A 20,634-nucleotide genomic window follows, 5' to 3' on the forward strand; every position below is an offset into this window, starting at 1 on the left:
TCTGGCCCGTGAACAGTGTTAAAAAACAGCAAGTTTGCCGGATTATCGAGCAATTAATCTATTTTCTTACGATAAACAGTACAAATTCGTACTCAAGTACGGACTCAGAGACTACATACAGCTATCCTTGCAGACCTTGTGCGAAGGTATTTTTCGTACAACAGCGGGAACTTGTCCGGGGATACGGCTTACTCATAAGGCAAGTCGATACGTTTTGGCTTCACCGCGCTCACCACTTTTCGGGATACCCACTATGCCTGCAACACCCTCCACCATCCTCGTTGTAGAAGACGATGCCATTGTTCGCATGCTGATCGTGGATGTGCTGGAAGAATTGGAATTCAATGTGCTGGAGGCAGATGGCGGCGAAGAAGCACTGACGTTCATCAAGAACACCGACCTGGTCATTGATCTGCTCATGACCGATGTCGGTCTCCCGATCATGGACGGCCGTGAACTGGCTGAGCAGGCACTGCTCTTGCGGCCCACGTTACCGGTGCTGTTTGCCAGCGGGTATGCCGAAAGCCTGGCTAAGCCTGACAACGCCTTCGTTATCGGCAAGCCCTTTTCAATTGATCAGTTACGCGACAAGGTCAAGAGCATACTTTCCTGACACGTGAATTGACGCCTCCCCCGCTGCCATGCTCTCCTACACATCTTGTATCAGGTGCCCTTCACAGGGTGAAACGGGAAACCGGTGCGTCAGGCGCTCATCGCCTTGATCAGTCCGGTGCTGCCCCCGCAACGGTAAGCGAGCGGAACATCACAACCACTGTGCCCAGGCATGGGAAGGCGATGTTCAGCGGTTCAATAATTTGAACCCCTCGTGAGCCCGGAGACCGGCCTGTTCACATCCAATGACAAACCCGCGGTGGGCGGGCGCTGTTGAACCCTGCGAGCTTCGTTCGCGGGGTTTTCTTGCGCTTCTCCCCCGCTGTCTGACCCGAGGGAAGCGCCATGTCCATCAGCACCAGCCGTACACAGTCTGCAACGTCCACGTCCACCCAAAGCCAGCGCATCGTTGCGGCTGTCGGCGCTGCCGTGCTGGGAGCGTTTCTGGTTTACTTCGCGGGCTTTTCTCACATTGACGCGGTACACAATGCCGCGCACGACACCCGTCACAGTTCAGCCTTCCCCTGCCATTGAGACCCCGGCCATGATTAAGCGCATTGCTCAAACTGCCGGTTTTACGGGCTTGCTGGCCGCCCTGTTGCTGACCGTGCTGCAAAGCCTGTGGGTGACGCCGCTGATTCTCGAAGCTGAAACCTTCGAAAAGCCCGCCGAGACGCCCGCGCATACACACACTGACACCCACATGGCTGCCCATACCCATGACGCTGAGGCCTGGGAGCCGGAGGATGGCTGGCAGCGCGTGTTGTCCACCACCGGCGGCAACCTGGTGGTCGCTGTGGGGTTTGCCTTGATGCTCGCAGGCCTGTACACACTGCGCAGCCCGACCCGCACCTCTCAGGGTGTGCTCTGGGGATTGGCGGGGTATGCCACGTTTTGCCTGGCGCCGACGCTGGGCCTGCCGCCCGAGCTGCCGGGCACCGCTGCGGCGGATTTGCTGCAACGTCAGGTCTGGTGGGTGAGCACCGCAGCGTCCACTGCCGTGGCCATTGCCTTGGTGGTGTTTGGCAAACATTGGGCGCTGAAAGTGCTCGGGGTGGTGATTCTGGTCATCCCCCATGTCCTGGGCGCACCCCAGCCTGTCGTTCACTCAAGCCTGGCCCCGCAAGCCCTCGAAACCCAATTCAAAGTGGCTTCGCAATTGACCAATGTGGTGTTTTGGCTGGCACTGGGGGTGATCAGCGCGTGGTTGTTCCGACGTAAAGCTGATGGCCAGTACGCTGCATGACCGCCGCGCCCACCGCCCCCACCTTCGTGGTGGGGCTGGGCTGTCGACGCGGTTGCAGCGCTGAAGAACTGTTGACGCTGATCCAGGCGTCTCTGAGTCATGCCGGGATCACGCTCAGCGAGGTCCGGGCCTTGGCCAGTATTGATGGCAAGCGCAACGAACCCGGCCTGATCCAGCTGGCGCAGCAGTTGAAACGGCCTTTGCACGTCTTCAGCGCACAACAGCTCGCCGCGTTTGCCCCCCGGCTCAGTCACCGGTCCCCCGTCTCGTTCGCCCACACCGGCTGTTTCGGGGTGGCTGAAAGTGCGGCACTGGCGCTCTGCGAGTGCTTGACCGGGGACCGCGCGACGCTGCGGGTCACGCGCCAGACCTCTGATAACGCGACGTTTGCGTTAGCGACCCGGCAATAATCAGGCGATACTTCGCCGCCTCACTATGAGCGTTGTTCAAGCGGCGCTCTATTTCGCATCGTTCAAGAGACTGCCATGACTGTGTATTTCATCGGTGCCGGCCCCGGCGATCCAGAGCTGATCACCGTCAAAGGCCAGCGTCTGATCCGCAGCTGCCCCGTCATCATCTACGCCGGCTCACTGGTGCCCGCCGCCGTGCTGGAGGGTCATCAGGCCGAGCAGGTGATCAATAGCGCCCCATTGCATCTGGAGCAAATCATCGAGCTGATGCAGTCGGCCGACGCTCAAGGTCAGGACGTGGCCCGCGTCCATTCTGGCGACCCTAGCCTGTATGGCGCCATCGGTGAGCAAATCCGCTGCCTGCGGGCGCTGGGCATTGCGTTTGAGATCATCCCCGGGGTCACGGCGACCGCCGCGTGCGCCGCACTGCTCGAAGCGGAGCTGACCCTGCCTGATATTTCGCAAACGGTGATCCTGACCCGCTACGCGGAAAAGACCGTGATGCCCGCAGGCGAAGAACTGGCCAGTCTGGCCCGTCATCAAGCGACCATGGCCATTCATTTGGGGGTCAAGAACCTTGCCTCGATCGTGGACGAACTGACACCCCACTACGGCAGCGATTGCCCGATAGCCGTCATCCACCGTGCCAGTTGGCCGGATCAAGACGCCGCCACCGGCACCCTGGCTGACATTGTCGAGAAGGTTCAGGCCAAAGGGTTCAGACGCACGGCGTTGATCCTGGTCGGTCGCGTGCTGGCCAACGACAGCTTCAGCGAATCGTCGCTGTACCGCGCTGGTCACGCACATCTGTATCGCCCGTAGCGGTCTTTGGCCCAATCGGCAGGCATAAAAAAACGGTGCTCACGGGGCACCGTTTTTTTATAGAACGCGCAGCGAACACCTTGGGACTGATGACTCAGTAGTAGGCGTTTTCTTTCTGCGAGTGGTCGGTCACGTCACGCACGCCTTTGAGCTCGGGAATACGCTCCAACAAGGTGCGCTCGATCCCTTCACGCAAGGTCACGTCGGCCTGACCGCAACCCTGGCAGCCACCGCCGAACTTGAGGACCGCAATGCCGTCTTCTACCACTTCGATCAAGCTGACCTGACCGCCGTGACTGGCCAGACCGGGATTGATCTCGGTTTGCAGGTAGTAATTGATGCGCTCGTTGATCGGGCTGTCGGCGTTGACCATGGGCACTTTGGCGTTAGGCGCCTTGATGGTCAGTTGCCCGCCCATGCGATCGGTCGCGTAATCCACAACGGCGTCTTCAAGAAACGGCTCGCTGACCGCGTCGATCCAGGCGGTGAAGCTTTTCAGGCCCAGCGCGGTATCTTCTGGTTTTTCTTCACCAGGCTTGCAATACGCAATACAGGTTTCAGCGTACTGGGTGCCGGGCTGGGTGATAAACACGCGGATGCCGATACCCGAGGTGTTCTGCTTGGACAGCAGATCAGCCAGGTAATCGTGTGCGGCGTCGGTAATCGTTATGGCGCTCATGGAATCTCCTCGCAGACATGGGGCGCAGTTTACGCCAATCGGCGCGCCTGACAAAGTCCTAGTATTTTTGTCAGGAAAGCCGCACCCCACGTGGGTGAAACAAATGACCTTTACAGGTTCTCGTAGCGGTTCATGTCCAGCACGCCCGCCTCTACAGGGTCGGTTTGGTTAATGTATTCGCCAATGTCATGGAAGTACTGCCAAAACTGCGGGTGGCTGCGGCGAATTCCCCAGCGCTGGACGATGGCCTCAAACGCGGCTTGATCCTGGCTCGCCTCCATCGCCTCGACAAAAGCCTCTACCTCTTCGGCCGGAATGTTGAACATAAAGTTCGGGTAACAGCTGAGCACGCCCGGGTAAATGGTCAGCGTGTCCAGCCCCGGCTGCAGGCGGTATTCCTCGCCCAGCATAAAGGCCACGTTGGTATGCGCGCGGTTGCGCAACAGGCTGTACATCTCACGTTTGCCGTCGGCACTCTCGATACGCAGCATGGTGGCTTCGGGCAATTGGTTGATGACCGGTAAGCCGGCGGCAGGACGCGAGGTCAGGCGGCTCAGCGATTGCTCGGCATATTGGAAGGCACGCGGGATGTTCGGCCGTGAACAATAAGCGCCCGTACAGCGATTGATCGGGTCCGGCCGCGCATTCAGGGTGCCGGTGCGCTCAATCAACTTGAGGGCAAAATCGCGTTTCGGGTCGGCCGGGTCCAGCTTCATACCAGTTGGGGTGTCCGTGTCGATCTTCTGATAGTCCATCCACATCTTCAGCTTGCCGCTATTTTGATACCAGTCGCCCAAAATGGCGGCCCGCGCGTCGGCAGGCATCAAACGTAGAAAGTTGACCTCGGCGCCGTTGCGAATCAAATCGAAGTAGAGACGCGTCTGGGCCTGATGCGAGACGTTGCCGAACACATCGAAGTTAACCGCCAGTTGATAGTAGGTGCGCTCCAGCAACGGGTAATCGAACAGCCACAAGGTCTGCGGGATTTCACCCACCAGCCCCTTGCTGACACTGGCACTGTCGAAATGCCGAAAGATGGTCAGCAGCGCGTTGTCATTGCCTGCCCACAGGGTCGACCAGCTCGGCGGCGGCATGTCGGCGTACGCCGCCTGGCGCAGGTCTTCATACTCGTTGCGCTTGTTCCGGTAGTTGTGCCACAGCGAAATAACGCTGCCCACATCGTCGATCTGTCCCGGCATCGCCAGCAACGGCGTGGCTTTGCCACGGTACGCCGCATCGGTCACGTAACGGTCGCGGGCGGGCTCCTGGAACACCGCCCAGAAGTTGTCGCGGATCACGTCAGTAGCAATTTGCCCGCGGCACACAGGGCCGCGAATAAAGGTGCGCACGAAGTATTCGGCGTTATCCAGCATGAACTGATAACGGGCCACCGCCGGGATCGCTTCAAAGGTTTCAAACGGATTGGCGCGCCCTCGTGGTCCATACCCCGGCAGCTTGGCGGCATGCCAGTCGCCGCTATAAAACAGTTGCTTGACCCGTTCCAGCTTGCGCTGACCCATCGGGTATGTGATGTGGGTTTTATGAACGATCACGCCCTGCACCGGCATGATCCGGTAATAAAAGGTGGTGCCCGGGTCGTCGTTGGGTCGCCGGGTAGCGATCAGGTCAATCGGTTGCCCACTGGGCGTGCGCGAGCGCACCCACTGGAAATAGTGACCCGGCACGCCATTGTCGAAAAAGGCGTGGGCCAGGAACAAATGCTCATACAGCCAACGGGCCACCAGCGCCTCAGTCGACCCCGGGCGATTGAGCAACTCTTCCCATTCGGCAATCTGACTCGCCTCGATGGCGGTCGGCTTAATGGCGTTTTGATCGACCGGGGCGCCCTGCGCCAGCCAGGTTTGCACCGTGATGTATTGCTGATCCGTCAGGCCGGTCACGGCCAACGGCATGCCTTCGTTGGGGTGTTTCTGTGCGTAGTCGTTAAATTCGCCGGGGGCCGGGCAACTGTTTTCACGGTTGAGGCCCAGCACAATGCCTTCAGGCAATTTGGCATTCGGGGTCAAGGGGGCGCTGTGTCCCAGTTCGAGCATGCGCGCCATGAGCGCCGCTTGTGCCCCTTGTGCATCCAGCACCGAATAGAAACCTTTGTTGCGCCACTCTTGTTGACCTTTGGCGTCATAGAAAATCCGCGTCGGCGCAACCGCTGTGGTTCGATCGCCCTGATACACGGGCACCTTGCTGGCACCCCGGGTCGCGCCCTCCGCGCTCCCGAGATTGAGCTGGCAGGCCGCATCGTTGCAGGCGTGGCAGGCAACACACTTTTCGGTAAGGATCGGCTGGATATCTCGGGTGTACGAAATAGCCGGACTAACCAGCGGGGTTTGGCCCAACGCTGTACTGCACACCACCAGCGTCACGGCGCCGGTGAGGAGGCGAAAAAACATGTGCCATTGTCCTGATATTAAAAATGTCGCGATTCTACCCATCGAAGGCCCGCCTCAACATGAATGAAATTCATGAAAAACGGCGAACGATCAAATCCCACGCAGGTTTGTTATGATTTGCCCTCTTTTGCATGGCTCTAACAGGTAGTCCTATGTCTGACCGCAGCGCTCGTCTCCAAGCACTTCAGCACGCCCTCAAAGAGCGCATTCTGATTCTCGATGGCGGCATGGGCACTATGATCCAAAGCTACCGTCTTGAGGAACACGACTATCGTGGCACTCGCTTTGCCGACTGGCCGAGCGACGTCAAGGGTAACAACGACCTGTTGGTCATCACCCGCCCGGATGTCATTGGTTCGATTGAAAAAGCGTACCTGGATGCCGGTGCCGACATTCTCGAAACCAACACCTTCAACGCCACTCAAGTTTCCCAGGCCGATTACGGCATGCAGGCGCTGGCCTACGAGCTAAACGTAGAAGGCGCCCGACTGGCGCGCAAGGTGGCCGATGCCAAGACCCTTGAGACCCCCGACAAACCGCGCTTTGTGGCAGGGGTTCTGGGCCCGACCAGCCGCACCTGCTCGCTGTCACCGGACGTCAACAACCCCGGTTACCGCAACGTCACATTCGATGAACTGGTGGACAACTACACCGAGGCCACCCGGGGCCTGATCGAAGGTGGCGCAGACCTGATCCTGATCGAGACCATTTTCGACACCCTGAACGCCAAGGCTGCGATCTTTGCCGTACAAGGCGTTTTTGAAACCTTGGGCATTGAGTTGCCAATCATGATCTCCGGCACCATCACCGACGCCTCCGGCCGCACCCTGTCCGGCCAGACCACTGAAGCGTTCTGGAACTCGGTGAGCCATGCCAAGCCGATTTCGGTGGGCTTGAACTGCGCGCTGGGTGCCAGCGAGCTGCGCCCTTACCTTGAAGAACTGTCGAACAAAGCCAGTACCTACGTGTCGGCACACCCGAACGCCGGTTTGCCGAATGAGTTCGGGGAATACGACGAGTTGCCTGCACAAACGGCCAAGGTGATTGAAGAGTTCGCCCAAAGCGGCTTTTTGAACATCGTCGGCGGCTGCTGCGGCACCACGCCGGGCCATATCGAGGCCATCGCCAAAGCGGTTGCCGGTTATGCGCCACGCCAGATCCCGGACATCCCCAAGGCCTGCCGCCTGTCAGGGCTTGAGCCATTCACCATCGACCGCAGCTCGCTGTTCGTCAACGTGGGCGAACGCACCAACATCACCGGCTCGGCGCGCTTTGCCCGCCTGATTCGTGAAGACAACTACACCGAAGCCCTGGAAGTGGCCCTGCAACAAGTTGAAGCCGGTGCGCAAATCATCGACATCAACATGGACGAAGGCATGTTGGACTCCAAGAAGGCCATGGTGACCTTCCTCAACCTGATCGCGGGCGAGCCGGACATTTCCCGGGTGCCGATCATGATCGACTCCTCCAAATGGGAAGTGATCGAGGCGGGCCTCAAGTGCATCCAGGGCAAGGGCATCGTCAACTCGATCAGCATGAAAGAAGGCGTCGAGCAGTTCATCCATCACGCCAAACTGTGCAAGCGCTATGGCGCGGCCGTGGTGGTGATGGCGTTCGATGAAGCCGGTCAGGCCGACACCGAAGCCCGCAAAAAAGAAATCTGCAAACGCTCCTACGACATTCTGGTCAATGAAGTCGGCTTCCCGCCGGAAGACATCATCTTTGACCCGAACATCTTCGCCGTGGCCACCGGTATTGAAGAGCACAACAACTACGCGGTGGACTTCATCAACGCCTGCGCCTATATCCGCGACGAACTGCCGTACGCCCTGACGTCGGGCGGCGTGTCCAACGTGTCCTTCTCGTTCCGTGGCAACAACCCGGTGCGCGAGGCGATCCACTCGGTGTTCCTGCTGTATGCGATCCGCGCGGGCCTGACCATGGGCATCGTCAACGCCGGGCAACTGGAGATCTACGACCAGATCCCGACCGAACTGCGTGACGCAGTGGAAGACGTGGTGCTCAATCGCACGCCCGACGCGACCGATAACCTGTTGGCCATTGCCGACAAGTACAAAGGCGACGGCAGCGTCAAAGAAGCCGAAACCGAAGAATGGCGCGGCTGGGACGTCAACAAGCGGCTGGAGCACGCGCTGGTCAAAGGCATCACCACTCACATTGTCGAGGACACCGAAGAGTCGCGCCTGTCGTTCAAGCGTCCGATTGAAGTCATCGAAGGCCCGTTGATGTCGGGCATGAATATCGTGGGTGACCTGTTCGGCGCGGGCAAAATGTTCCTGCCGCAGGTAGTTAAATCGGCCCGCGTCATGAAGCAGGCCGTGGCGCACCTGATTCCGTTCATTGAACTGGAAAAAGGCGACAAGCCCGAAGCCAAGGGCAAGATCCTGATGGCCACGGTCAAGGGCGACGTACACGACATCGGCAAGAACATCGTCGGCGTGGTGCTCGGCTGCAACGGCTATGACATCGTTGACCTGGGCGTCATGGTGCCTGCGGAGAAGATCCTGCAAGTGGCCAAGGAGCAGAAGTGCGACATCATCGGCTTGTCCGGCCTGATCACACCGTCGCTGGACGAAATGGTCCACGTGGCCCGTGAAATGCAGCGTCAGGACTTTCACCTGCCGCTGATGATCGGTGGGGCGACCACATCCAAGGCGCACACGGCGGTCAAGATCGAACCCAAGTACCAGAACGACGCCGTGATTTACGTGACCGACGCCTCCCGTGCCGTGGGCGTGGCCACACAATTGCTGTCCAAAGAGCTCAAAGCCGGTTTCGTCAACAAGACCCGCGACGAGTACATCGAGGTCCGCGAGCGCACCGCCAACCGCAGTGCGCGCACCGAGCGCCTGAGCTACGCCGCGTCCATCGCCAAAAAACCGCAGTTCGACTGGGCCCATTATCAGCCGGTAAAACCGACGTTCACCGGGGCCAAGGTGCTGGACAACATTGACCTCAACGTACTGGCCGAGTACATCGACTGGACCCCGTTCTTTATTTCCTGGGACCTGGCAGGCAAATTCCCGCGCATTCTGACGGACGAAGTGGTGGGCGAAGCCGCCACCGCGCTGTACGCCGACGCTCAGGAAATGCTCAAGAAACTGATCGACGAGAAGCTCATCAGCGCCCGCGCCGTCTTCGGCTTCTGGCCTGCCAATCAGGTGAACGATGACGACCTCGAGCTGTATGACGAGAACGGCCAACCCTTGGCCAGGTTGCATCACCTGCGCCAGCAAATCATCAAGACCGATGGCAAGCCCAACTTCTCGCTGGCCGACTTCGTTGCGCCTAAAGACAGTGGCGTGACCGACTACGTGGGCGGATTCATCACCACAGCCGGGATTGGCGCAGAAGAAGTGGCCAAGGCCTATCAGGACGCGGGCGACGATTACAACTCGATCATGGTCAAGGCCCTGGCCGATCGCCTGGCCGAAGCCTGCGCCGAATGGCTGCACCAACAGGTGCGGACCCATTACTGGGGTTACGCCAAGGACGAGCAACTGAGCAATGACGCGCTGATCAAAGAGCAATACAGCGGCATCCGCCCTGCCCCAGGCTACCCGGCGTGCCCGGATCACACTGAAAAGGCCACGTTGTTCACCCTGCTCGACCCTGAAGCCGAAGAAATGCGGGCGGGCAAAAGCGGCGTCTTCCTGACCGAGCACTACGCCATGTTCCCGGCTGCCGCCGTCAGCGGCTGGTACTTTGCGCACCCGCAGGCCCAGTACTTTGCCGTCGGTAAAGTCGACAAGGACCAGATCGACAGCTACACCGCCCGCAAAGGCCAGGACCTGGCCGTGACCGAGCGCTGGCTGGCGCCGAACTTGGGTTACGACAACTAAGGCTCCAGCACCCGTGCGGCCTGCGTGCTGTCGCTGAACAAGCGGCAGCACACAGGCTTTTTTTTGCCCGATTACGGTGAAAACCGTTGTGTTACTGACCGTTCAGTTTGGCGCGCTCAAGATGGGACAAGCGTTCGTAAAGCGTTTCAAACTCTCTTTTTTTCTTGCTGCCTAACGCTGTTATTGCCGCGTTGTAAGACTCATTTATAACCGGATAGCGATCTTCCAACTGGTCTGCTTCTGTTTTTAGCTGCAACTCCAGCGCCTGGCACTCATCAGGGTATTGCGCCTTTAAATAATTGATCCATTTCTCCGAGGACAATAAATACTGGCTGAACTCGGGAGAATTATCGGTCGCAATGACTCGCTCGTAGGCTTTTTGAAGTGTCACGTTAAACGGTTCATCCAGTTCCACTGAAGGGTGTTCAACCAGATTGCGGTAAATCATGCCTTTGGGCTGTTTGGGCAATTGCAGGCGCTCGGCCAGACTGATGCGAAAATCCAGTCGCACCTCAGCAGGGTCTATCGTCGGGTACTGAACCATGAATTCCCGGGCAATTTCTTCCACCCGCTCCAAACGATACAAACTTTTGTACAAGCCCAGCAGAACTGAACCGGCCTCACTGGGAGTGACGCCCTTAAGGACGTTGAACTCATGGACCTTCACTTCCAGATCACTGAATAACAGAATGCGTCCGTCACCACAGGTATAGGGTGAGCGTGCCTGAACGAAAAGCTCGCTGCCCAAGGCCTCATTGTTATAAGCAGCCTCAAGCACGTCCCACACCCTCGCCGTCAGGAGTGCCTTGCCTTCAATGAAGTCCCGGGTATTTTTTAACTCGGTGAGCAGATGAAACAACCCGTCACTGCCCTGGCGGCCCGACACCACGTCCCATATACGATGCTTCGGCGAATCAGCTGGCACCTCGTTAAACCAGCGCGCTTTTTGAACCGACGGCGACTCGTGGATGCCTGCATCCAGATCCTCATCGGCTTCTGGTTCGGAATCACTTGCAGAGTCATCAGAGTGACGCAATCCCCTTTCCAGTTCTTCTGCCGTGAAGCCCAGTCCGTTGCCGGTTGACTGCTGATAGTCATACAGCGCTTCAAGGTCGTCATACTCCAATGGATTATCCGTTACATCCGTACCGGCCATCAGGTTGTTGTAGGTGCGGTCATAGAGTTGATCGGGTATGCGATGGATTCGATTATTACTGAGGTCCAGTTCGGACAGCTCAGAGAGATTCATTACCCCCCCAGGCCAGCGTGTCAGGGCATTACCGCTGAGATTAAGCGTACGCAATGCAGGCAAATCCCCCGCATCAAAACTTTCCAGGGCGTTCGTGCTTAAATCCAGCCATTCCAGATGGGCCAAAGAGCGCAACTGGCTCTGCAGCATTTCGGTGTTCACCAGGCGGTTATGAGCGGCCTCCAGGCGGGTGAGATTATCAAGCCCCTCTACAGCATCAGGCAGTTCTGCCAGGGCATTGTTGTTGATACGCAACGTACGCAATTGAGGCAAAGAACGCAGGAAATCATTTGAACCGTGCGCCGTTATCCTCACACCGCTCAAATCAATAGAGGTGATGTGTTCTAACACAACAGGCAATTGAGGCAGGTCCCCCACACACAAGTCCGAAAAATCGATGACTCTTGCATGACTCGCGCCCTCAGGTGTCTCGGCGGTGAGCATTTGACGCCAGGCACGCATGAGCCGATCCGAGGCTCTTCTGCGATCCAGAGCACTTACCCATTGGGCTTCGACTCTGTAGCTCTGCCTATCAATCCAGCGGTTGAGCTGCCGGGTCATCGCGTTGTACTGACGATGCCAACTGTCGAGTCGGGCGTGAATGTCTAATGCACCCTCACCGCTGCTCATCCAGCGGTCAATGCAGTTAACCGCATCGCGCAAACTTAACTCAGGATCAATTCTTTGCAGCCTGGCGGCAGGCGTAAGTGAGGTATCGCTCTCAGCGAGATCAGGAACAGAAGGCAATAGCATGTCCGGATTTTGCGAGACCTCCAGAGGGAAATACTCAGGCTCACCGCCTGTTTTACCTTCCATCAACAAGCCTCGGGGTATCCACCCGGCACTCACGCTGTTTGTTCGGTGTGCATACCCCAGCAAGTCCAGACAACTGTCGCGGCTCAGCGCACATCCCTCAAGCCGGGTGTTGGTCATTAACCTGTCATGCCCGTTAAGTGCAGCCTGCGGCACATCGGTAATCCCACTGCGGGACAAATCAAGCTTGTGCAGGCGAGGCAAATCGAGCGCACCCTGAGGCCACGCCCTGATCGCCGTCTGGCTCAAGTCAAGCTCTTCGAGCTGCTCCATCATGCTGACATTTAACGTATCCACCCGATTGCCGCGCAAACGTAATACGCGTAGTTGGCGCAATCGATCCAGACGTGACTGCGCGTAAGGCGTGACCGTCAGCTCGTTATTCGATAAATCGAGGTGTTCAAGCTGGGTAAACTCGGCAAGGCAAGACGGTAAACGGTGTATCCGGTTACGGCTCAGGTTTAACGTTTTGACATGAGTGAACGACTCAAGCAGGTGATCCAGTGACTCGCCGGGGGCAACGTGACCTGTAATTGTCAGGTGCTGAATATGCTCAAACCCGCTGCGAGGTATACGAGCAAGACTGCTTATTTCATGACCGCCATTAAGACTTAAGTGCGGGTTAACCGTACCAATCCCGGCCTGCCCCTCGCCTGCAAAGCGATGGTAAACGCCATCTTTCCAGGCTCGTCGCAGGTTTGCGGCGACGCCTGAATCCGCAGGAATCTGATTTCCAATCGTCCAGGTATCAAGGCCCTGCGTTAAGACCGCAAATTCCTTATTAACGCCCAACACCGTTATAAATTGCTCGTGCAGAGGAACTTGCCGCCTCCGGAATTGGGACAACAGGTTGTTAAGAAAAGAACCGTTGTACTCCGGCATCATGCGTTTGAAACAATCCAGCGTGTAAAGATCGACCCACTGTTGCATATCAGCCACATGAAAAGCATTGCCTTGCAAGTACCCATAGGCTTTAAGAACGGATTGTTCTTCAATCCGTGACCAGTTCAAACGCAGGCCGCGCCACAACCGTTCGTGACCCGAATACAACTCCACCGGTACGTCACGCAGTGTGCAAGCATGCATGTCCAGCTGTTCAAGATGCGGTAAGTCCAACACACCATGGGGCCAACTTGAATACTGTTGACTTGCAACCTGCAATTCACGCAGTTCATGCAGACTGCTGACGTCCAGTGATTCCAGGCTACCCCGCACCGTCAGGCGTTGAAGTTGATTCATGGAGGTCAGTTGACGCATAAACTCCGGCGAGAATGCACTTTCCAAACTTGAGACGGAAAGCGCTTTGAGTTGGGGTAATGCTGCAATTTTATGGATGACCGTCATCATGTCGCGCTCTTCGAGCTCCAGGCCCAGTTCAAGACCCTTGATACCGGGAAACATCCTGATAATTGTTTCACCCGAATTGGCGAGCAACAGTGAACCTGTGCCTTTGAGGGTGCGTACATGTGAAAAGTCTGCCGTCAGTTCCGGTAACGCGTCCACATCACCTAAATCAAGGGTCGCGTAGGGTTCTTGAGCCCGGAAAAAACCTTGGCGCCAGCAATGGATGACCTTTTCCATGACCGATCTTCGCGCCAACGCTTGCCCGGAACTGCCGGGCACCTCCGCCCAACGTGCCAATGTCGCCGCTAATGCATCCGATTCACGCGCTCGAGTGTTCAGAAAGTGAAATACCTGCTGATCGGTGTGGCCTCCTCGCAATCGTTCCTGAATGAAATCAAGGGCCAACTCATCGTCAACATTCGGATAGACCTCCCGCAGCCTGACCACCAACGAGTTCTCGACACTCAAATGCCCTCCTCTGCCGGATAAGCTGTAACCAAAACCGCTACGCCCACTTCTTTTCGAGGGTTGTGTCCGGGGAGAAACGGTCTGCAGGACATCCTCCATCTCAGCTCGATGCGACGTCGCATATCGGCCTATGGCGTTGGTCTGTTCGACACCTTCCATACCCGCACTTTCCGGCACCTTCGTCAGGACATAGTTCTTTATTCGGGCAGTGTCTGCACTGATCGGCCCGGCCTGATATATACCTGCCAGCGCCCGATTCAGGCGGCCTGTCTGGGCGTAACGTCGACACTGGTCATCGATACGCCATGTAGAGCGCCCCTTGCGAAGACTGGACAGGTCGCGCGCGCCTGCGGACATGACGATTTCACGGGCCGATGACTCGGACAGGTTCAGGCTTTTGAATCGTTGAAGCAGTAACTTCACTTCGGGGGACGACGGCGCACCGGGTTCAACGACGGGACCCACCGTGAACAGGTCAAGCACATCAGCCAATGCTGCCGGAACCGGTAAGTCGTCAAGGTACATTTTGCGCAGGGCATCGTCGCTCACACCGCTGATTTCACCTAAACGGGCAAGAGTTTCGTCATCAAACAGTCGGACTTTGTAGCCCAGTCGCCGCAATAAGCTCTGGCGGTCCCACGTTAAAGGGCGCTCATGCGCAAAACGCCAGGCTCCGTCATGGTTGTGCTTGAGTACAGGTTGATAGGCCTCACTGTCCGCGGGATGTTTGACCCGCCATGTGTTGAGTTCCTGATCGAAAACTTGCTCATAAAAATGCTGATCAATCTGGACCCAGGTTTTGCCGTTGATCGTGTATTGACCCAATGCATTGGGTTGCTCCACACCCAGCGTCAACTCGCCCTGATAAGGGGCCAGCTCCGGCTTCCACAAACGGGTTTTACCTTGCGGGGAGACAATCGCGGTGACACTTTCAGTCCACCTGCTCAACGCGCCGGACGGGATCTTGCTGATGCCATACCCGGCTCCGGCAATGGCGACGCCAACCCCAACGTTGATGGCCACGGATTCCAGATGCGCCCATGCGCCGTCCATATCCCCGACGCTGAACGCCTCCAAGCCGTGATAGACCTCAAGGCCGATCTGCAAGGCCATCACGGCCATCATGACCTCACCCACGCCCGGAATAAAAAACGCCGCCGCATTGAGTACGTCCATCCCCAAGCCGGCGTAATACTCCAGGCGTTCGCGCAGTAATTTGTTGTCAGCATCCGCGGTGGGCACCGCCAGCACCCGCGCGTTGGCTTTGATGCGTGCCACATGCAGCGCGTTTAACGCAAAGAACAGATTGGCCGGGGTGCTGCTTATATAGGTTTGGCCCATGCGAAGACTGACGTCATCACTGTAAACCGGCGGTTCTTTTCCTTGCGGATCTGGCGCTTTGCTATACAGCTGGTAGTTAAGCCGTTTCAGAAAAGCCTGGGCATCACCTTGCGGCACCAAATTCGCAAACAACTGCTGATAGGCCGGGGTTCGCAGATTAACCGCCAGGGCATGTTCAAAGGCTTCAAGGGACGCATACTCCATGAGTTGATCCGTCGCAGCGCCCGGCATGTAAACCACCAGCGGTTCGATTTTCGACGTTGCAAACACAGGTAAGTCTACCCCTATGGGCGTGCTCACTATTTGCGTCTCGGGCAGCCAGGACCGATAGGGCCCTATCAGCAGCACATCGGCGATGGTGAAGCCAAACAGACTCAGTTGGCTAAACACCACAGGCTTGCCACCGAGCAGGGGGACAGGCAGCCCCTGCACGACATCCGACACGCATCGATACGCGTCTTCACTGATGTGTTTCTGGATCAAGGCCGCATGCAACCGCACTTCAAGCAGGTCTTTTTGCGCCTGAACCATTTGCGCGCGCAGTTTTGATCCGTCCTGCGGGCTGTCAAACACTTCGCTCAAGTGATCCTGGTATTGCTGCCCGAGGTCCAGCGCCCTACACAAATTCGAGAAGGTTTGCGGTTTCATAGGCAGCGTTTCGCGATAGCTAAAACCGTCGGGGGCATGAAGATTTTTCAGTTCGTCTTCAATCCTGGCCACCCCAAAACCACTCCCCTTAACCAGAGCGTCTGCGAGCATCGAATAAGGAATGCCGCTTTCATTTTTTTCGGGCATGGCCGGCAACGACCCTGAAGGTGCTATCGCGCTGGTTCGACCACGCACCAACCGTGTGAAGTCTTCGTTGCCTTCAAAATTGAGCAGCGCGGCCTGTAACAAGCTCTGCTCCTGCACGGGTTGGTCACGCTGCAGGTAAAACAAACAGTCTTTGTTGACATCCAGCGCCCGGCCCGTTGTGTGGTGACTCTTAAGGGCCAATTGAAGACGTGGCTCGGCAAACTCTGTGATGCCCTTAAGTGTTTTCAACTGCTGAGCCAAACGCAGCGTTGCCTGCCGGCTACGCACCTGACTGCTTTGCAAAGCCTCACGCAACCAACGTGGCGCATCGGCCAAATGAGTGTCGGGTAAAGGCTCGTGCCCCAGAACAGCGCCCGTACGCAGACGTACTAAATCCTTGCGGTGGCTGTGCTTTATCCAGGCAGGCAGTTTTTCTTCAATAAACGCTGCGTGAAGACCGAGTCCATTAGCCGTTGAAATGTCTGTCACTGAGTCTCTCCTGATAACTCATCAAATAGAGCATCAGTAGATACAAAGCCTCAGTGCTGACGGTGGTAACGGGCTACCCCTTTTGCGGGGTTGACTATCATCTAGGGAGACACTCCACTCCGGCCTGCGAGGTCCTTATGGAAAGCCCCGAAAAACCGCCCACCTTTTGGCAAGTGCTGCACAGCGTGATGGCCGCTGCGTTCGGCGTGCAAAGTGGCAAAAACAGAACGCGTGATTTCACTCACGGCAAACCCGGTCAGTTCTTGCTGCTGGGCTTGCTGTTTACCGGGGTATTTGCGTTAACGCTGTTCGCAATCGTCAAACTGGTGCTTCACTTTGCCGGGGTCTGAGGCATATGCAGCAGGCTATCGAGCGTAAACGGGTAGCGATAATTCGCGGGTTTGCCCTGCGCGGAGAACGACGTGAACCGCAGGTTGAACGCCTGGCTGCGTATGACTTTGAGTAAAGTGGCCGCCTGTTCGGCATTGAGCAACTGCAACACCGGAACCTGCCGGTCTCGCCCACCGAAGCGTTTGAAATCAACGCCTTTGCTGTCGTCGTTCAACAACACCATCGCCCAGCCACCGAGGGTGAAATGCCCTGCCACCAGCGCACTGAGTCGCCCGCTGATCCGCGATTCAAGGGCAGAAATGGAGCTGTTGACCGCGCTGAACAGAACATCGCTGCCCGGGGTGTACCCGGCTTCCTGCGCCGCGCGCATGGCGCCGAAGGCCATTTCATCATTGGCCGACCACACCAGCGCTGTGTCGGGGTAACGCTTGAACAACTGCCGGGCCTGTTCGTACGCCCGCTGCTGGTTCCATTCGCCATAGACCATCTGCCGCAAACGCACCTGAGGGTGTTCGCTCAGGGCCCGCTTCATGCCTTTTTCGCGCCAGCGTGAAGCCGGGGTGTTTTTTACCCCTGAGAAGGCCAAGAGGTCCAGGGTGTGCCCCGGCTCAATGGGCCCGCGTTGACGAATCAACTCCTTGAGCATCAGGTAACCGCCCTCTTCATCATTGGTCACCATACTCCCGAGCCAGCCGGCGTACTGGGCATCATCCGGACAGATCAACTGCGCCTGCTCACGGGTCAAGCCATTGTTGACCATGAACAGCTTCACGCCGCTGCCTTGAGACAGGCGCAAAATTTGCGGGGCAATGTATTGTTCGTTGACGAAGATCAGATAGTCAGGGCGGTGCTGGCCCTGCAAGGCCGTGCGCGCCTGTTCGATCGCGCGCTCGGGGGAGCGTTGGGAATATTGCACCTCAAGCTGCATGCCTAAATCGCGAGCAGCCGCCTGCATGAACGTCGAATAACTGACCCAGAAGGTCTCATCCGTGTAGCCGGGGTTCAGGAAAAGCACCGTGGCGCCCTGCACCGCCATCGAAAACGGCAAGCACAGCAACACCAGGCAATGGTTGAAAACCTTTCGCATTGAAACCCGCCCCCGGAAATTGAGCCACATAATAACTGGCACAATACCATCAGACACGCGGGTGACCATCGTATGACGCGACAGTCAGCAGCGCCAAGGGCTACCGGAGAATACGCAGGGCGGACAACTTATTGGTGGCTGACCCAAAACACCGCCGTTGCCACCACCAGAATAATCATGAACAGAATGGCCCACGCATCGACCTTGCTGTCACTTTTACGTGCCTTGACTGGAGTGCTCATCGCATCGCCTTTTTGAAATGTTATGGGTGAATGCTAGAAGACGTCCTGTCAGTTAAGTCCAGCAATCCCCACAAGACAAGTAAGTGATTGAGAATCAGCCTCTTATAGTCTTTTTGGTTCTTTCCATATGCTTAAACATCACTTTTGCGCATAACTGCAAACTGGTATCGTGCCTCGCTCCGTGGGGAGTGCGCGGCCGTGCGCGCAGATAAGCTGTTAGCAGCCTGAGAACAGGACCTATATGTACGTATATGACGAGTACGATCAGCGGATCATCGAGGACCGCGTCAAGCAGTTCCGTGATCAGACCCGACGCTACCTGGCAGGTGAGCTGAGCGAAGAAGAATTCCGCCCTCTGCGCCTGCAAAATGGCCTGTATGTTCAGCGTTTTGCACCCATGTTGCGGGTCGCCGTGCCCTATGGGCAACTGACCTCGCGCCAGGCGCGGATGATGGCCAAGATTGCCCGCGACTATGACAAGGGCTACGCCCATATCAGTACTCGCCAGAACGTGCAGTTCAACTGGCCTGCGCTGGAAGACGTGCCGGACATTCTGGAAGAACTGGCCACTGTGCAGATGCACGCCATTCAGACCAGCGGCAACTGCCTGCGCAACGTCACCACCGACCAGTTTGCCGGCGTTGCCGCCGACGAACTGATCGACTCCCGCCCGTGGTGTGAAATCGTGCGTCAGTGGACGACGTTCCACCCGGAATTCGCCTATTTACCGCGCAAATTCAAGATCGCCATCAATGGCTCGGCCTCTGACCGCGCCGCCATTGAAGTGCACGATATCGGGTTGGAACCGGTGTTCAATGAGGCCGGTGAATTGGGCTTCCGTGTACTGGTAGGCGGCGGTTTGGGCCGTACACCGGTGGTCGGTGCGTTCATCAATGAGTTCTTGCCGTGGCAAGACTTGCTGAGCTATCTCGAGTCCATCCTGCGGGTTTACAACCGCTATGGTCGCCGCGACAACAAGTACAAGGCGCGTATTAAGATTCTGGTCAAGGCGCTGACCCCTGAAGTCTTCGCGCAACGCGTTGAAGCCGAAATGGTGCACTTGCGCGGGGGGTCAACCACCCTGACCGAAGCCGAAGTGCAACGGATCGCCAAGCATTTCGTGGATCCGGAGTACAAAGACTTGCCCGATTTCAGCGCCGAGCTGGCTGAACTCGACAAACAACACCCCGGTTTCGCCCGCTGGCGCACCCGCAATACCCTGGCGCACAAGAAGCCGGGCTATGTGGCCGTGACGCTGTCGCTCAAGCCCACCGGCGTCGCGCCGGGTGATGTGACCGACAAGCAGTGGGACGCGATTGCCGACATGGCCGACCGCTACAGCTTCGGCCAACTGCGCACCTCTCACGAACAGAACATCATCCTGGCCGATGTCGAAGAAAGCCAGTTGTTCACCATGTGGGGCGAGTTGCGCGAGCACGGTTTCGCCACACCGAACATCGGCCTGCTGACCGACATGATTTGCTGCCCCGGCGGCGATTTCTGCTCGCTGGCCAACGCCAAATCCATCCCGATTGCCGAATCCATCCAGCGCCGCTTTGAAGACCTGGACTATCTGTTCGACATCGGTGAACTGGACCTGAACATTTCCGGCTGCATGAACGCCTGTGGCCACCACCACGTCGGTCATATCGGCATCTTGGGCGTAGATAAAAAAGGCGCCGAGTTCTATCAGGTCTCGCTGGGCGGCAGTGCCAGCCGTGATGCCAGCCTGGGGAAAATCCTCGGCCCCTCGTTCGCCCAGGACGACATGCCGGATGTGATTGAAAAGCTGATCGACGTCTATGTTGAAAAACGTACCGAAGACGAGCGCTTCATCGACACCTACCAACGTATTGGCATCGATCCCTTCAAGGAGCGCGTCTATGCAGCGAATCATTAAGAACAACGAAGTGATCGATGAAACCTGGCACTTGCTGCCCAAGGACGCGAGCTTCGACGCCATCCCCAATTGCGATGATCTGATCGTGCCGCTGGCCCTGTGGCGCGAGCATGCTCATGCACTTAAAGCCCGCGATGGCGGTTTGGGCGTATGGCTGGACAGCGATGAAGAAGCCGAAGAAATCGGCGAAGACGTGGACAATTTTCAGGTCATTGCCCTGAATTTCCCCGCCTTCACCGATGGCCGCAGCTACTCGAATGCGCGCTTGCTGCGTGATCGCTACCGCTATAAAGGCGAATTGCGCGCCATTGGTGATGTACTGCGCGATCAGCTTTTCTACCTGCATCGTTGTGGCTTTGATGCGTTTGCCATTCGTGCCGACAAAGACCCCTACGAAGCGCTCGAAGGCCTGAAGGACTTCAGCGTGACCTATCAAGCGTCAACGGATGAGCCTCAACCGCTGTTCCGGCGTCGTTAAGCCGTGAGCAAAACGCTGGCTCCGGGCATTGAACGCC

General features: G+C 57.4%; 13 protein-coding genes and 1 riboswitch. Of the genes, 9 read left to right on the forward strand and 4 right to left on the reverse strand.

Going from position 1 to position 20,634, the window contains the following annotated elements; genetic code table 11:
- The first annotated feature begins 253 nt into the window (after positions 1-253).
- The 5 genes from BKD70_RS21045 (at position 254) to cobM (ending at position 3,090) form a co-directional block, all read left to right on the forward strand.
- Entirely contained in the window at positions 254-613 is a 360-nt protein-coding gene (locus BKD70_RS21045; RefSeq protein WP_047274452.1) for a response regulator, read from the forward strand.
- Between the two features lie 35 nt (positions 614-648).
- Positions 649-863: riboswitch (cobalamin riboswitch) on the forward strand.
- Positions 864-957: 94 nt separating this feature from the next.
- Complete coding sequence (locus BKD70_RS21050) at positions 958-1,146, forward strand: CbtB-domain containing protein (RefSeq protein ID WP_047274450.1); 189 nt, start codon at positions 958-960, stop codon at positions 1,144-1,146.
- A gap of 10 nt (positions 1,147-1,156) precedes the next feature.
- Positions 1,157-1,858 (forward strand): CbtA family protein, encoded by a 702-nt coding sequence (locus BKD70_RS21055; RefSeq protein WP_047274448.1) that lies wholly within the window; start codon positions 1,157-1,159, stop codon positions 1,856-1,858.
- Complete coding sequence (locus tag BKD70_RS21060; RefSeq protein WP_047274446.1) at positions 1,855-2,268, forward strand: cobalamin biosynthesis protein; 414 nt, start codon at positions 1,855-1,857, stop codon at positions 2,266-2,268. Before BKD70_RS21055 ends, BKD70_RS21060 begins: the two co-directional genes overlap by 4 nt.
- Positions 2,269-2,343: 75 nt before the next feature.
- Positions 2,344-3,090, forward strand: a complete 747-nt coding sequence (gene cobM / locus BKD70_RS21065) for a precorrin-4 C(11)-methyltransferase (protein WP_047274445.1) — start codon at positions 2,344-2,346, stop codon at positions 3,088-3,090.
- A 94-nt stretch (positions 3,091-3,184) separates the two neighbouring features.
- On the opposite strand, the gene nfuA is transcribed toward cobM, so the two are convergent.
- On the reverse strand, positions 3,185-3,769 hold the full coding sequence (nfuA, locus tag BKD70_RS21070) for a Fe-S biogenesis protein NfuA (protein WP_047274443.1): 585 nt from the start codon (positions 3,767-3,769) through the stop codon (positions 3,185-3,187).
- 110 nt (positions 3,770-3,879) lie between these two features.
- A complete protein-coding gene (locus BKD70_RS21075) occupies positions 3,880-6,177 on the reverse strand; it encodes a fatty acid cis/trans isomerase (RefSeq protein ID WP_047274441.1) in 2,298 nt (765 codons plus the stop codon).
- Positions 6,178-6,329: 152 nt separating this feature from the next.
- Between BKD70_RS21075 and metH the strand changes: the two genes are divergently transcribed.
- Positions 6,330-10,040, forward strand: coding sequence for a methionine synthase (gene metH / locus BKD70_RS21080; protein WP_047274439.1), 3,711 nt, complete (start codon positions 6,330-6,332; stop codon positions 10,038-10,040).
- Between the two features lie 91 nt (positions 10,041-10,131).
- Here the strand turns inward: metH and BKD70_RS21085 are convergent, their stop codons facing one another.
- A complete protein-coding gene (locus BKD70_RS21085; protein ID WP_047274437.1) occupies positions 10,132-16,539 on the reverse strand; it encodes a dermonecrotic toxin domain-containing protein in 6,408 nt (2,135 codons plus the stop codon).
- 137 nt (positions 16,540-16,676) lie between these two features.
- Between BKD70_RS21085 and BKD70_RS21090 the strand changes: the two genes are divergently transcribed.
- Complete coding sequence (locus BKD70_RS21090; RefSeq protein ID WP_047274435.1) at positions 16,677-16,889, forward strand: DUF2970 domain-containing protein; 213 nt, start codon at positions 16,677-16,679, stop codon at positions 16,887-16,889.
- Here BKD70_RS21090 and BKD70_RS21095 read toward each other — a convergent pair.
- Positions 16,871-17,977 (reverse strand): ABC transporter substrate-binding protein, encoded by a 1,107-nt coding sequence (locus BKD70_RS21095; protein ID WP_047274433.1) that lies wholly within the window; start codon positions 17,975-17,977, stop codon positions 16,871-16,873. The two genes, BKD70_RS21090 and BKD70_RS21095, sit on opposite strands and share 19 nt — an antisense overlap.
- Before the next feature lie 483 nt (positions 17,978-18,460).
- Between BKD70_RS21095 and BKD70_RS21100 the strand changes: the two genes are divergently transcribed.
- Both BKD70_RS21100 and BKD70_RS21105 read left to right on the forward strand, forming a co-directional pair.
- Positions 18,461-20,119, forward strand: a complete 1,659-nt coding sequence (locus BKD70_RS21100) for a nitrite/sulfite reductase (RefSeq protein ID WP_047274431.1) — start codon at positions 18,461-18,463, stop codon at positions 20,117-20,119.
- Positions 20,103-20,597 carry a DUF934 domain-containing protein gene (locus BKD70_RS21105; protein WP_047274429.1) on the forward strand — a complete coding sequence of 165 codons (495 nt, stop codon included), beginning with the start codon at positions 20,103-20,105 and terminating at the stop codon, positions 20,595-20,597. Before BKD70_RS21100 ends, BKD70_RS21105 begins: the two co-directional genes overlap by 17 nt.
- Positions 20,598-20,634 lie beyond the last annotated feature (37 nt).

Source organism: Pseudomonas sp. BS-2016 (genome assembly GCF_001806145.1).
In the GTDB taxonomy this organism is placed as follows: domain Bacteria; phylum Pseudomonadota; class Gammaproteobacteria; order Pseudomonadales; family Pseudomonadaceae; genus Aquipseudomonas; species Aquipseudomonas lundensis.